At 59.6% G+C, this 14365-nt stretch carries 13 protein-coding genes; 10 read left to right on the forward strand and 3 right to left on the reverse strand.

Features of this window, described 5'->3' with window-relative positions:
* The first annotated feature begins 26 nt into the window (after positions 1–26).
* The 4 genes from J5M66_RS06510 to J5M66_RS06525 all read left to right on the forward strand — a co-directional run bounded on the left by J5M66_RS06510 (position 27) and on the right by J5M66_RS06525 (position 4710).
* The gene (locus tag J5M66_RS06510; RefSeq protein ID WP_024012204.1) at positions 27–662 is read left to right on the forward strand and encodes an RluA family pseudouridine synthase; all 636 of its coding nucleotides are present in this window, start codon (positions 27–29) and stop codon (positions 660–662) included.
* A 118-nt stretch (positions 663–780) separates the two neighbouring features.
* The gene (locus tag J5M66_RS06515; protein WP_016773748.1) at positions 781–2070 is read left to right on the forward strand and encodes a M18 family aminopeptidase; all 1290 of its coding nucleotides are present in this window, start codon (positions 781–783) and stop codon (positions 2068–2070) included.
* Positions 2071–2302: 232 nt separating this feature from the next.
* Positions 2303–2479 (forward strand): hypothetical protein, encoded by a 177-nt coding sequence (locus J5M66_RS06520; RefSeq protein WP_207807420.1) that lies wholly within the window; start codon positions 2303–2305, stop codon positions 2477–2479.
* 74 nt (positions 2480–2553) lie between these two features.
* Positions 2554–4710 (forward strand): mechanosensitive ion channel domain-containing protein, encoded by a 2157-nt coding sequence (locus tag J5M66_RS06525; RefSeq protein ID WP_123443434.1) that lies wholly within the window; start codon positions 2554–2556, stop codon positions 4708–4710.
* Positions 4711–4757: 47 nt separating this feature from the next.
* Here J5M66_RS06525 and J5M66_RS06530 read toward each other — a convergent pair whose 3' ends face one another.
* On the reverse strand, positions 4758–5033 hold the full coding sequence (locus J5M66_RS06530) for a bacteriocin immunity protein (RefSeq protein WP_306663004.1): 276 nt from the start codon (positions 5031–5033) through the stop codon (positions 4758–4760).
* A complete protein-coding gene (locus J5M66_RS06535; protein ID WP_207807421.1) occupies positions 5008–6915 on the reverse strand; it encodes an S-type pyocin domain-containing protein in 1908 nt (635 codons plus the stop codon). The genes J5M66_RS06530 and J5M66_RS06535 overlap by 26 nt, the downstream gene beginning before the upstream one ends.
* Positions 6916–7219: 304 nt before the next feature.
* Here J5M66_RS06535 and J5M66_RS06540 point away from each other — a divergent pair, with 304 nt between their 5' ends.
* Positions 7220–8554: an amidohydrolase gene (locus J5M66_RS06540; protein ID WP_207807422.1), complete on the forward strand. Its 1335-nt coding sequence runs from the start codon at positions 7220–7222 to the stop codon at positions 8552–8554.
* A gap of 36 nt (positions 8555–8590) precedes the next feature.
* Here J5M66_RS06540 and phnR read toward each other — a convergent pair whose 3' ends face one another.
* Complete coding sequence (gene phnR, locus J5M66_RS06545) at positions 8591–9304, reverse strand: phosphonate utilization transcriptional regulator PhnR (RefSeq protein ID WP_016773745.1); 714 nt, start codon at positions 9302–9304, stop codon at positions 8591–8593.
* 352 nt (positions 9305–9656) lie between these two features.
* Between phnR and J5M66_RS06550 the strand changes: the two genes are divergently transcribed.
* From J5M66_RS06550 to J5M66_RS06570, 5 genes are all read left to right on the forward strand, one after another.
* A complete protein-coding gene (locus tag J5M66_RS06550) occupies positions 9657–10724 on the forward strand; it encodes an ABC transporter substrate-binding protein (RefSeq protein WP_122611955.1) in 1068 nt (355 codons plus the stop codon).
* Between the two features lie 176 nt (positions 10725–10900).
* On the forward strand, positions 10901–11707 hold the full coding sequence (locus J5M66_RS06555) for an alkaline phosphatase family protein (RefSeq protein WP_123443862.1): 807 nt from the start codon (positions 10901–10903) through the stop codon (positions 11705–11707).
* Between the two features lie 5 nt (positions 11708–11712).
* Complete coding sequence (locus J5M66_RS06560) at positions 11713–12549, forward strand: ABC transporter permease subunit (protein WP_161984092.1); 837 nt, start codon at positions 11713–11715, stop codon at positions 12547–12549.
* Positions 12536–13336, forward strand: a complete 801-nt coding sequence (locus tag J5M66_RS06565; protein ID WP_123443861.1) for an ABC transporter permease — start codon at positions 12536–12538, stop codon at positions 13334–13336. The genes J5M66_RS06560 and J5M66_RS06565 overlap by 14 nt, the downstream gene beginning before the upstream one ends.
* On the forward strand, positions 13333–14322 hold the full coding sequence (locus J5M66_RS06570; RefSeq protein WP_207807423.1) for an ABC transporter ATP-binding protein: 990 nt from the start codon (positions 13333–13335) through the stop codon (positions 14320–14322). The genes J5M66_RS06565 and J5M66_RS06570 overlap by 4 nt, the downstream gene beginning before the upstream one ends.
* Positions 14323–14365: the final 43 nt, after the last annotated feature.

The raw sequence follows: 14365 nt of genomic DNA on the forward strand, positions 1-14365 counted from the left end.
TTGGCATTTGTTACGAGGCTGTTTTAATGCCGCTGTCCAACATCCGCATCATCCATGAGGACGCCGCCGTACTGGTGGTCGACAAACCGACCCTGCTGCTCTCGGTGCCCGGTCGCGCTGACGACAACAAGGACTGCCTGATTACCCGCTTGCAGGAAAACGGCTACCCGGAAGCGCGCATCGTCCATCGCCTGGACTGGGAAACCTCCGGCATCATTCTGCTGGCCCGGGATGCCGACACCCATCGCGAGCTGTCGCGGCAGTTTCATGACCGCGAAACCGAAAAGGCCTACACCGCTTTGGCCTGGGGTCAGCCGGAACTGGACAGCGGCAGCATCGACCTGCCCCTGCGCTACGACCCACCGACCAAGCCACGGCATGTGGTCGATCACGAATTCGGCAAACATGCGCTGACGTTCTGGAAGGTGCTGGAACGTTGCGGCGATTGGTGCCGGGTCGAATTGACACCGATCACCGGGCGCTCGCATCAATTGCGCGTGCACATGTTGTCGATCGGCCATCCGCTGCTCGGTGACGGGCTCTACGCCCACGAGCAAGCGCTGGCGGCCTGGCCACGTCTGTGCCTGCACGCGAGCATGCTCAGCTTCACTCATCCGCAAACCGGCGAACGCCTGCGCTTCGAGTGCCCCGCCCCGTTCTGACAGCCAGCACCGGCCCCTTGGGTGAGCGAGCCTGCTCGCTCCCCCATGGGGATCCGGTCCGGATTCAATTCCCCGGCCAATACGTTAAACTGCCGCCCATTGCTGTCTGGAGTTTCTTATGCGCGCAGAGTTGAACCAGGGCCTGATCGACTTTCTCAAGGCCTCCCCTACCCCGTTCCACGCCACCGCCAGCCTCGTTCAGCGTCTGGAGGCCGCCGGTTATGTGCGCCTCGACGAGCGCGAGCCATGGTCCACCGAGGCCAACGGCCGCTATTACGTCACCCGTAACGACTCCTCGATCGTCGCGATCAAAATGGGCCGCAACTCGCCACTGCACGACGGTATCCGTCTGGTCGGCGCCCATACCGACAGCCCGTGCCTGCGGGTCAAGCCGCAACCGGAACTGCAGCGTCAGGGTTTCTGGCAGCTGGGCGTCGAAGTCTACGGCGGCGCGCTGCTGGCGCCGTGGTTTGACCGTGATCTGTCGCTGGCCGGCCGCGTGACCTTCCGCCGTGACGGCAAGGTCGAGAGCCAGTTGATCGACTTCAAGGCACCGATCGCGATCATTCCCAACCTGGCCATTCACCTCAACCGCGAAGCCAACCAAGGCTGGGCGATCAACGCGCAGACCGAACTGCCGCCGATCCTGGCGCAATTCGCCGGTGACGAGCGCGTCGATTTCCGCGCCGTGCTCACTGATCAACTGGCCCGCGAGCACGGCTTGAATGCCGACGTCGTCCTCGATTACGAGCTGAGTTTCTACGACACGCAAAGCGCGGCGGTGATCGGCCTGAACGGCGACTTCATTGCCGGTGCGCGTCTGGACAACCTGCTGTCGTGCTACGCCGGCCTGCAAGCGTTGCTCACCGCCGAGACCGACGAAACCTGCGTGCTGGTCTGTAACGACCACGAAGAAGTCGGCTCCTGCTCGGCGTGCGGTGCCGACGGCCCGATGCTTGAACAAACCCTGCGCCGCCTGTTGCCGGAAGGCGACGAGTTCGTCCGCACCATCCAGAAATCCCTGCTGGTGTCGGCCGACAACGCCCACGGCGTGCATCCCAACTACGCGGACAAGCACGATGCCAACCACGGTCCAAAACTCAACGCTGGCCCGGTAATCAAGGTCAACAGCAACCAGCGCTACGCCACCAACAGCGAAACCGCCGGCTTCTTCCGCCATCTGTGCATGGCCGAAGAAGTCCCGGTGCAAAGCTTCGTGGTGCGCAGCGACATGGGCTGCGGTTCGACCATTGGCCCGATCACCGCCAGCCATCTGGGTGTGCGCACCGTCGACATTGGCCTGCCGACCTTTGCCATGCACTCGATTCGCGAACTGTGCGGCAGCCATGATCTGGCGCATCTGGTCAAAGTGCTCAGCGCGTTTTATGCCAGCCGTGAATTGCCATAAAGGCTGAAAAGCTTCGCGAGCAGGCTCGCTCCCACAATTGAACTGCATTTCATTGTGGGAGCCAGTCATCTCCCCTTGGAATGCCAATCAACCTGTGGGAGCGAGCCTGCTCGCGAAAGCGCCTGTGCAGACAGCAGAATCCTCTCGGCCTGATGCATTCCTGAGCCACATCACACCCTGCCTCGAAAACCCGCCTAGACTGCAAGAATCCTCTACAGACAAGGCAGTCTTCATGATCTCGATGTCCTCCTTCCACGCCACGCTCATTCCCATCCTCAGCGGAATGATCCTGCTGGCCATCGGCTTCAACTTCCGCGACAAGAACGCCGGGGTTTTCGCCATGTGGATCGGCATGCTGATGATCCTCGCCACGGTGGTCTACAAGATCCTCGCCAAACTCAACGAATGACCGCGCCCGGCTCGCATTGCGCCAAGGGGCCTCGTACACTCCAGCGCATCCGCCTATCGCGAGGTTGTCTTCTGGTGTTTGCTCGTCTTTTTGCTTTGCCCGGTCTGCTGCTTGTCTGCCTGATGACGCTGCTGCCGCTGGCGCCCGCCCAGGCAGTTGGTCTGCCCGGCCTGCTCAACACTTCCAAACCGCAGCCTGAAGCCGTGGAACCCCTCGGCCAGTCGCTGGACGAAGTGATCAAGTCGCTGGAAAACGACAAGCAACGCGCGCAGCTGCTCAGTGATCTGAAGAAGCTGCGCGACGCCACGAAGAAAGCTCAGACCACCCCCGAAGAAGGCGTGCTGGGCCTGATCGGCGGCACCCTCGCCAGCTTCGAAAAACAGTTTTCCGGCGCCGACAGCCCGATTACCCGCTGGTCCAACGAATTCGATCTGGCCAAGGACGAACTGACCAGCAAGCTGCTGCCGGCCAATGAATGGCTGCCGATCATCTTCGGTTTCGCGGTGATCCTGATGGTCTGGAGCCTGCTCGCCGCCGCGCTGATCTGGCTGGGCCACCGCGTGCGTCTGCGCTTCGGCCTCACCGAAGAACTGCCGCAACACCCCAAGGCCCTCGACATGCTGCGCTTTGCCCTGCGCAAGCTTGGGCCGTGGCTGATCGCATTGGTGATAACGGTGTACATGAGCTACGTGCTGCCGTCATCACTGGGCAAAAGCCTGGCGATGGTGCTGGCGTATGCCTTGGTGGTCGGCACTTGTTTCTCGGCGATCTGCGTGATTGCCTTCTCCCTGCTGGACGGCCCGCACCGTCATCGCGCGCTGTACATCCTGCGTCATCAGGCGTTTCGGCCGCTGTGGCTGATCGGCAGCTTCGCCGCGTTTGGTGAAGCGCTTAGCGATCCACGTCTGGTCGAGAGCCTGGGCGTGCATCTGGCGCACACCGCCGCGACCACCGCCAATGTGCTGGCGGCACTGTCGACCGGCCTGTTCATCCTGCGTTTCCGTCGGCCGATCGCGCACCTGATCCGCAACCAACCACTGTCGCGGCGCCTGACCCGCCGCGCCCTCAGCGACACCATCGAAATTCTCGGCACCTTCTGGTACGTGCCGGCACTGGTGCTGGTCGGCATCTCGCTGTTCGCCACGTTTGTCTCCGCCGGCGACACCAGCACCGCGCTGCGCCAGTCGCTGATCTGCACGGTGCTGCTGGTGTTGTGCATGGTCATCAACGGCCTGGTGCGCCGCCATTCACTCAAACCGCAACGCGGGCCGAAACGCCATGCGCTGTACTCGGAGCGCCTGAAAAACTTCTTCTACACCCTGACGCATTTGCTGGTGTGGCTGATCTTCATCGAATTGGGCCTGCGCGTCTGGGGCCATTCGCTGATCGCGTTCGCCGAAGGCGATGGCCATGACATCAGCGTCAAACTGTTCAGCCTGATCGGCACGCTGATTTTCTCCTGGCTGATCTGGATCCTCGCCGACACCGCCGTGCACCACGCCCTCACCCGCTCGCGCAAAGGCCTGGCGAATGCGCGGGCGCAGACGATGATGCCGCTGATCCGCAACGTGCTGTTCGTGGCGATTTTCATCATCGCGCTGATCGTCGCCCTAGCGAACATGGGCATGAACGTCACGCCGCTGCTGGCCGGTGCCGGTGTGATCGGTCTGGCAATCGGCTTCGGCGCGCAGTCGCTCGTCGCTGACCTGATCACCGGCCTGTTCATCATCATCGAAGACTCGCTGGCCATCGACGACTACGTCGACGTTGGCGGCCACCTCGGCACTGTCGAAGGTCTGACCATTCGCACCGTACGCCTGCGCGACATCGACGGCATCGTCCACACCATCCCGTTCAGCGAAATCAAAAGCATCAAGAACTACTCGCGGGAATTCGGCTACGCGATCTTCCGCGTCGCCGTGCCGTACAACATGGAAATCGACGACGCGATCAAACTGATGCGCGACGTCGGCCAGAAGATGCGCAGCGATCCGCTGCAACGCCGCAACATCTGGTCGCCGCTGGAGATTCAGGGCGTGGAAAGTTTCGAGTCCGGCAGCGCGATTTTGCGCGCACGGTTCAAGACTGCGCCGATCAAGCAGTGGGAAGTTTCCCGGGCGTTCAATTTGTCGCTGAAGCGGCAACTGGATGAGGCGGGGCTGGATCTGGCGACGCCAAGGATGAGTGTGCAGGTGATTACGCCTGGGGTGGAAATCAAAAAGGAAAGCTGAACAGAGATGGCCCCCTATTGGCAGGTAATACCAATAGGGGGCTAGCTTTATCTGGCTTTGAAACCAGGTTTGCCATTAGCGGAACGCCAGTTTTTTACCTCCAAGACAACATTTTCAGGCCCATCCTTACCTTCCTCTGGGTAGTAAATCAAATCGTAACCAGATGGATGTTCAACTAGCCGAGAGAACTCAAGAATGGCAGCAATTTGCTGCTTTTCTGTAGTAAACCCGGAATCATGTATTTTCCTGACAAACTCGAGAAAGTCTTCCTCTCTCATATCCTGTATCGATCTCATATCAAAGCCCTTTATGAATTTCAACATGCGCCTTCGGGGTAACGATATTTATGTTGTCAGCATTATATAAATCCCCTCCCTCGGCCAAGCCGACCTTATGATGCAGTTCGTATTTCACTCTTGCTCCTGCTGAATCGTTCATTCTAACTATCGGGGCTTTGCCCTTTTTCATTTCGTTCAAACTTGTTTCATTAAATAAGTCAGCCAGTTTTTCGTCGTTGAAAACAGCTTTCCAGAATGTTTCTCTGAATGCTCTGAAACTGTTGAACTGACGACGCCGTAACTGATCAGCAATGTGCGATGGGATTGGCGCCCCATCACCCTGCGCAGCAGCCCCTAGCCATCCACCCGCAACCGGCGCTCCATGACCACTCGCCACCCCTGGATCATTGCGTCGATCCCGGAACATGACGTACTGCGGTGGCAGACCCGATTCCGGTGGGAAGACCAGAATGAAGTCGTCGAAACGAATGTTGCCCCGCCCTGGGTGAGCGTCGATCCGTCCGTCAATCGGCACGAGGTTGCCGCCGATATATCGCGGTGGGGACGGATTCTCGATGGGGAACAGCGTTGAACTGTCTGCCGGCATTACTGCGGGAGTCCAGACCGCGGTTGTCGGCGGGATGTCAGTGAGCGTCGCGCTGTAAGTGTTGTTCCCTGCGTTGAAACCAGCTGCAACCACGCGAACGCCGGAAGGCCGTTTTGTCCCCGCTACCGGAACGACAAGCAGTTCGGCGAGAGAGCCCGTCAGCGGCCGGGCGCTCAAACGCACCGGCAGATTCAGTCGTGCCCTTTCGCTTGCCAGCCTGTCCAGATCAGGCAGTTGACCGGGCAGCAGATCTGCCAGTGGGAGGCTGAGCAGAAAGCGTTCAGGCAATTCCCCATTGCCCAACACCGGGGAGTAGACAAACGCACTTACCCCCACCATCAGACCGGACGCAGTGCCAGCAGCCAGCCCCGATAAACCGGCCACCGCCGAGCGAATCGAGGCGGCAAAACCCGCCATCAGGTTGTCGGCAATCGCGACCGCACCAGCGGACGTCGCAAATACCAGTTGGGCGTGGCTGGTATTGCCCTGAAAGCGCAACAGGCTACTGTGCCCACCGGAGGTGTCCTGCCGGCGCTTTTCCTCAGCAACCCTGCGTGCTTCGGCCTCAGCCTCAAGCGCTGCCTGTTCCTCGGCACGCTTGCGCTCTAGTGCCTCAGCCGCCAAACGGGCCTGTTCCTCTTCGAGCCGCCTGATTTCATCGGCGGCGGCCTGCCGCGCCAGCTCCTCCGCCAGCCGCCGCGCTTGCTCCTGAGCAACGCGGGCCTGTTCCTGTGCAATCTGCCGGGCGTGTTCCGCCGCCAACCGCGCCTGCTCCTGAGCGATCCGCTCGGCTTCCTGCGCTTGCACCACGGCAATCATGCCCTTGACCGTGGCCGACTGGCTGTTCAACACGCCAATGCCTTCAACCAGTAACTTGGCGTTGAACAAGGCGCTATAGGCCTGCCGTACGCTGACGCTGGCGCTTCGCCGATTGACTTGCGGTAAACGACCTCCGTTGAAAAAAGTTTCAACCTGGGCATGGCCGAAACGTTCGATGGCCACGTCCTTGGCCACCAAAAGCGCACCAAACTTCCTGGCGATCAGGGACTCCCTGAATCGCATCTCCCGCGCCAGCGCATCCAAAGGCGGCAATACACTTTGGTCGCCTGCTGCCCGCACTTCTGCCAGTTCATGTTCGATGACTTGAGCAATATTTCTGGAAGTATCTTTGTAGATACTTTCCATATCGAGTATTTCACCCAACGGCGCAAAGTTAATGCTTGGCCCCGAGCCGTCCCCTGCACCTAAATAATGTAAATATTCATCTTGTTTATCCGGACGCACAACAATCGGCGGAAGCGTTATTCCATTACGCTGCATTTATAAGTCCTCCATGGACAATAGTTTTGTCGCACTGACCCGTTACCCTCAAACGGCCAATAACGTGACCGGTACCTGGAGAAATTTATGGAAATAGATGTTGTGCGGTGCGGTACATGGTTATCGCCCGCGTTTTATCTGTCACGCCGGACGGAACTGATAAAGCGGTAGGAGTTTTCGCTGATAACTTATGCTCAAACGTAAATCTGTCGGAGCGCATAGCGTTTTCCGGACCCGATCGCACTTGCGTGCAAAGCCTTTGTCACAGGCAAGGAAGCCAACAACAATAATCAAGGAGAAGCCCATGCAACTGACGCGCATTGCCCAGACCCTTTTGCTCACCCTGGTCGCCAGCCACGCCAGTGCCGCGACGATGGACAGCGCCCGCACGCGCATCGCCGAGCAGGCGCAGAAGCTCGAACCGGAGCTGCTGGAAACCCGCCGCGACCTTCACGCTCATCCAGAACTTGGCAACACTGAAAAACGCACCGCTGAACTGGTCGCCAAACAGCTGCAAGCCATGGGCCTGGAAGTGAAAACCGGCGTCGCCCGCACCGGCGTAGTAGCCGTGCTGAAAGGCGCCCTGCCCGGCCCGACCTTGGCCCTGCGCGCCGACATGGACGCGCTGCCGGTCAAGGAAGTCTCCGACTTGCCGTTCGCTTCGAAAGCCAAAGGCACGTATCTCGACAAGGAAGTCGACGTCATGCACGCCTGCGGCCACGACGCCCACACCGCGATCCTGCTCAGCGCAGCGAAAATTCTGACGGGCATGCGCGACACCCTGCCCGGCACCGTGGTGTTCTACTTCCAGCCAGCCGAGGAAGGTCCGAGCGATTTTATTCCCGACGGCAAAAATACCTGGGGCGCGAAGATGATGGTCGAGGAAGGCGTGATGAAATCGCCGAAACCCGACGCGGTGTTCGGCCTGCACGTCTGGGCGGGCGTCTCCGCCGGCCAGATCGCCTACCGCCCCGGCCCGACCCTGGCCAGCTCCGACGACCTGCGCATCAAGATCCACGGCAAACAAACCCACGCCGGCCGCCCCTGGGATGGCATCGACCCAATCACCGTCGGCGCACAAACCATCGTCGGCCTGCAAACCGTGGTCAGCCGCCGCACCGACATTTCCTCTTACCCGTCGGTGGTCAGCATCGGCACCATCAACGGCGGCACCCGCTACAACATCATCCCCGAATCGCTCGACATGACCGGCACGATCCGCTCCTACGACTACGGCATCCGCCAGAAACTGCACAGCGACGTGCGCCAGACAGTCGAGAAAATCGCCGAAAGCGGCGGCGCCAAAGCCGACGTCACCATCATCAAGAAATACGACCCGACCATTAACAACCCGGCACTGACCGAGAAAATGCTGCCGACGTTGAAGTGGGCCGCCAAGGATGACGTGGTGCAGGGACCGCTGGTGGGCGGCGCGGAAGATTTCTCGTTCTTCGCCAAAGAAGCGCCGGGGTTGTTTGTGTTTCTTGGGGTGACGCCACGGGATCAGGACATGAGCAAGGCCGCGCCGAATCACAATCCGGGGTTCTTTGTGGATGAGTCGGCGCTGGTGGTTGGGGTGAGAACATTGGCGTCGTTGGCGACGGATTATTTGTATGGGAATGCGGCGGTGGGCAAGTAGAGAGGGGGTGACTGTGGGAGCGCAGCGACCAGAAGATCAAACCACATCAACCCCTACGTGAATCGCATCATGCCGCCAAAACTCCAGATCACAATCAATCAACCGCCCATGCTGATCATAATTGACCCGAGCAATCCTCAGTCCCGGACTCCCCACCGACACCCGTAAAGCCGCCGCCGCATCGACAGATAAAGACGTAGGCACGATCTCGAACCGCACCCGCCCATAGTGCAAATCGAAATGCCGCGCATACAACTCGGTGATCGACTGATTCAAATCAAACTCGAGGATCCCCGGAAAAAACTGCGGATTCAGATAGTGCTCCACATACAACACCAGTCGCCCATCAATGCGCCGCGAGCGGCAAATCTGGATCACGCTCGACAACGCCGGCAACTGCAACCACGCACACACCGCCGCCGAAGCCGGCTGCAACCGCGCCGAAATCACCTCGGTCGAAGGTTCGCGCCCCTGCGCACTGACCATGGCGTGGAAGTGACTGCGCTGCATGAGGTTATAAGCCAGACGCGGCGGCGACACGAACCAGCCACGCCGCTCCTCACGGTAAATCTGCCCCTGTGCCTCAAGCTGCAACAGCGCTTCACGCACAGTGATCCGCGTCGTCCCGAACAACTCGCTGAGCTTGCGTTCAGCGGGCAACTTGCTCCCGGCCGCCAGCAAACCGTGATCGATCTGCTCCTGCAGCACCTGGCCAATCGCTGTCACCGCTTTCGTTGCCTCATCGCGCATCAACGTTACCTATCTGGACTAGACCAGCACTGTTTCGGGGCAAATCCGAACGCCGATCAAAGCGCCTTCGTATGTTGCAAGCCTAGGCAGTGCAGATGACCGACAGATGACAAAACTACCGAACGGTCGCTTTCACGGCTTGCAATACATCGGCCAAGTCCCCTGCTCCACGGGCTTTTGAGCATGGTCTACGCTGATCTGGCACCTTCCTGACAATGGTTGATAAAAGATCAGCCACGAGGCCATCGACATCAAAATGTCATCCAGCCGACCTAAATTGGCTCAGGTATTGCTGACCTAGACCAACACCAACCGCAAATCGCAGCGTTGAACACGACCAAGGAGCTTCGGAATGAAACAGCTTTTCCTGGCAACACTGTTAGGCTCGACCATCGCTATGTGCACCGCCGCCATGGCGGCCGACACCGATCTGAAAACCCTCGAAGCCGCTGCGAAGGCGGAAGGCGCCGTGAACAGCGTCGGCATGCCCGATGACTGGGCCAACTGGAAAGGCACCTGGGAAGATCTGGCCAAGAAATACGGCCTGAAACACATCGACACCGACATGAGCTCGGCCCAGGAAATCGCCAAGTTCGCTGCTGAAAAAGACAATGCCACCGCCGATATCGGCGACGTCGGTGCTGCCTTCGGCCCGATCGCGGTCAAGCAAGGCGTGGTGCAACCCTACAAGCCAAGCACCTGGGATCAAGTTCCGGACTGGGCCAAGGACAAGGACGGCAACTGGGCACTGGCATACACCGGCACCATCGCCTTCATCGTCAACAAGAAGCTGCTGCACGGCTCCGACGTACCGACCAAATGGGCTGACCTGAAAACCGGTAAATACAAAGTCTCCATCGGCGATGTAAGCACCGCCGCCCAGGCTGCCAACGGTGTCCTCGCTGCCGCACTGGCCAATGGCGGTGACGAGAAAAACATCAAGCCCGCCCTGCTGTTGTTCGCCGATCTAGCCAAACAGGGTCGTCTGTCGATGGCCAACCCGACCATCGCCACCATGGAAAAAGGCGAGATCGAAGTCGGCGTGGTCTGGGACTTCAATGGTCTGAGCTACAAGGCCAAGATGGCCAACCCGGATGATTACGTAGTGCTGATTCCATCGGACGGCTCGGTGATTTCCGGCTACACCACGATCATCAACAAGTACGCGAAAAACCCCAACGCCGCCAAGCTGACCCGCGAATACATCTTCAGCGACGCCGGCCAGACCAACCTCGCCCGCGGCAACGCCCGGCCGATCCGCGCCGAACACCTGCAACTGCCGGAAGACGTGAAAGCCAAACTGCTGCCAAACGAGCAGTACAAGAAGGTCACGCCGGTCAAGGACGCCGAGGCGTGGGAAAAGACTTCCAAAGCCCTGCCACAGCAGTGGAACGAAGAAGTCATCGTAGAAATGAAGTGATGGCTTGACCCACTGCTTGATCCGACAAAGATCCCTGTGGGAGCGAGCTTGCTCGCGAATGCGGTTATTCATTCAACATTGATGTTGGCTGATCTGACGCCTTCGCGAGCAAGCTCGCTCCCACAAGGGATTGAGTTGATTTCGGAATATCTGAATTTCGCGGAGTTCTTGCCCCTATGAAGCACAACGTCATCCTTGTCGTGCTCGACGGCCTCAACTACGAGGTTGCGTGTCACGCCATGGGGCATCTGCAGGCTTATGTTGGCGCAGGACGCGCGGCGCTCTATCAACTGGAGTGCGAACTGCCGGCCCTGTCCCGACCGCTTTACGAATGTATTCTCACCGGCGTGCCGCCGATCGACAGCGGCATCGCCCACAACAATGTCTCGCGCTTGTCCAACCAGCGCAGCATCTATCACTACGCCCGCGATGCCGGATTGAAAACCGCCGCTGCGGCGTATCACTGGGTCAGCGAGTTGTATAACCGCTCACCGTTCGTGGCGGCGCGCGACCGCCACACCAACGATCCGACGCTGCCGATCCAGTACGGCCACTTCTACTGGAACGATCATTATCCGGATTCGCACCTGTTCGCCGACGCCGAGAACCTGCGCCTGCGTCACGCGCCGGATTTCCTCCTGATCCACCCGATGAACATCGACGACGCCGGGCACAAGCACGGCCTCGACAGCTCGCAATACCGCAACAGCGCGCGCTCGGCTGACGTCATCCTCGCCGACTATCTGCAGAGCTGGCTCGACGCTGGTTATCAGGTATTGGTGACCGCCGACCACGGTATGAACAACGATCGCTCGCACAACGGCCTGCTGGCGGAAGAACGTCAGGTGCCGCTGTTCGTTCTCGGCAATGCGTTCAGCCTCAACCCTGACGCCACGCCGACGCAGACCGAGCTCTGCGGCACAATTTGCGAACTGCTCGGCGTACCCCACGACAAACCTGTGTGCCGGGAGCTGCTCAAGTGAATGCCATGAATCGCGGCAAATGGCTCGCGGCGCTGTGTCTGGTGCCCTTCGCGCTGTTCTTCATCGTCTTCGAAATCGCCCCGCTGGTCTGGGTGATGATCAACAGCCTGCAATCGGAAGAGTCCGGCTGGGGCCTGGCCAACTTCAGCAAGATCTTCGGTTCGAAGTTCTATCGGCAGGCGATCCAGTACAGCCTGGAGATCAGTTTCTGGTCGAGCGTATTCGGCATCATCATCGCCGTGCTGGGTGCATATTCACTACGCCGCGTCGATTCGAAGCTGCGCAACTTCGTGAATGCCTTCGCCAACATGACCAGCAATTTTGCCGGCGTGCCGCTGGCGTTCGCCTTCATCATCCTGCTCGGTTTCAACGGCAGCATTACCATCATGCTCAAGCAGTCGGGGATCATTCAGGACTTCAACCTGTACTCGAAAACCGGCCTGATCATCCTCTACACCTACTTCCAGATTCCCCTCGGCGTGCTGCTCCTCTACCCGGCTTTCGACGCTCTGCGTGAAGACTGGCGCGAGTCCGCCGCACTGCTCGGCGCCAACGGCTGGCAGTTCTGGCGGCACATCGGCCTGCCGGTGTTGACCCCGGCGTTGCTCGGCACGTTCGTGATCCTGCTGGCCAACGCCCTCGGCGCCTACGCCACGGTTTATGCGCTGACCACCGGCAACTTCAACGTTCTGCCGATCCGTATTGCGGCAATGGTCTCCGGCGACATTTCCCTTGATCCGAACCTGGCCAGCGCCCTGGCCGTGGTGCTCGTGGCGCTGATGACCATCGTCACCGTCGTGCATCAACTGCTGTTGAAGAGGAGCTACCATGTCTCGCGCTGAATCCGGCCCGGCCGGCCTCTACCACCGCGTCGTGGTCTATCTGCTGTTCGCCATTCTGCTGTTGCCGCTGCTCGGCACGCTGGTCTATTCGATCGCCAGCAGTTGGTCGGCAACGATTCTGCCCAGCGGTTTTACCTTCAAGTGGTACATCCAGCTGTGGAGCGATCCGCGCTTTCTGCATGCATTCGGTCAGTCGCTGATCGTCTGCGTCGGCGCGCTGGTGCTGTCGGTGCTGCTGATCCTGCCGTTGCTGTTCGTCGTGCATTACTACTTTCCGAAACTCGATGCGCTGATGAACATCCTCATCCTGCTGCCCTTCGCGGTGCCGCCGGTGGTGTCCTCGGTGGGGCTGTTGCAGCTCTACGGCTCCGGCCCGATGGCGATGGTTGGTACGCCATGGATTCTGATCGGCTGCTACTTCACCGTGGCGCTGCCGTTCATGTACCGGGCGATCACCAACAACCTGCAAGCGATCAACCTGCGCGACCTGATGGATGCTGCGCAACTGCTCGGCGCCAGCACCTTTCAAGCGGCGTTCCTGGTGGTGCTGCCGAACCTGCGCAAGGGTCTGATGGTGGCGCTGCTGCTGTCGTTCTCGTTCCTCTTCGGTGAGTTCGTGTTCGCCAACATCCTCGTCGGCACGCGCTACGAAACCCTGCAGGTGTATCTGAACAACATGCGCAACAGCAGCGGCCACTTCACCAGTGCGCTGGTCATTTCGTATTTCTTCTTCGTGCTGGTCCTGACCTGGATCGCCAACATCTTGAACAAGGACAAAAGCGAATGAGCTACGTCAGCGTCCAACACCTGCAGAAAAGTTATGCCGGGACCACGGTGTTCAGCGACATCGATTGCGAAATCAACAAGGGCGAGTTCGTCACCCTGCTCGGCCCGTCCGGCTGCGGTAAATCCACGTTGTTGCGTTGCATCGCCGGGCTGACCCCGGTGGATGGCGGCAAGATCCTCCTCGACGGCGTCGACATCGTGCCGTTGAGCCCACAGAAACGCGGGATCGGCATGGTCTTTCAGAGCTATGCACTGTTCCCCAACATGACCGTCGAACAGAACGTCGCCTTCGGCCTGCGCATGCAAAAGGTCAACGCCGATGACAGCCACAAGCGCGTGGCAGAAGTGTTGAAACTGGTTGAACTGCACGACTTCGCCAGCCGCTATCCGCATCAACTGTCCGGTGGTCAGTGCCAGCGCGTCGCCCTCGCCCGCTCACTGGTAACCCGCCCGCGCTTGTTGCTGCTGGATGAGCCGCTGTCGGCGCTCGATGCACGGATTCGCAAGCACTTGCGCGAACAGATCCGTCAGATCCAGCGCGAACTCGGCCTGACCACGATCTTCGTCACTCACGATCAGGAAGAAGCACTGACCATGTCGGACCGGATATTCCTGATGAACCAAGGGAAGATCGTCCAGAGCGGCGACGCCGAAACTCTCTACACCGCGCCGGTCGATGTATTCGCCGCGAGCTTCATCGGCAACTACAACCTGCTCGACGCCGATGCCGCCTCGAAGCTGTTGCAACGACCGATCAACCACCGCATCGCCATCCGCCCGGAGGCCATCGAATTGAGCCTCAACGGCGAACTCGATGCGCAGATCCGCAGCCACAGCCTGCTCGGCAACGTCATTCGCTATCGCGTCGAAGCGCGTGGCGTGGAACTGGTGGTCGATGTGCTCAACCGTTCGGCCGCAGATCTGCATCCCGACGGACAGCGCCTGGCACTTTCCATCGATCCGACCGCCCTGTGCGAAGTAGCTTAAAAGCAGCTGCAAGCTTCGAGCTACAAGCTTCAAGTTGTAGACT

This window comes from Pseudomonas sp. 67(2021) (assembly GCF_017491835.1).
Taxonomy (GTDB): domain Bacteria; phylum Pseudomonadota; class Gammaproteobacteria; order Pseudomonadales; family Pseudomonadaceae; genus Aquipseudomonas; species Aquipseudomonas atacamensis.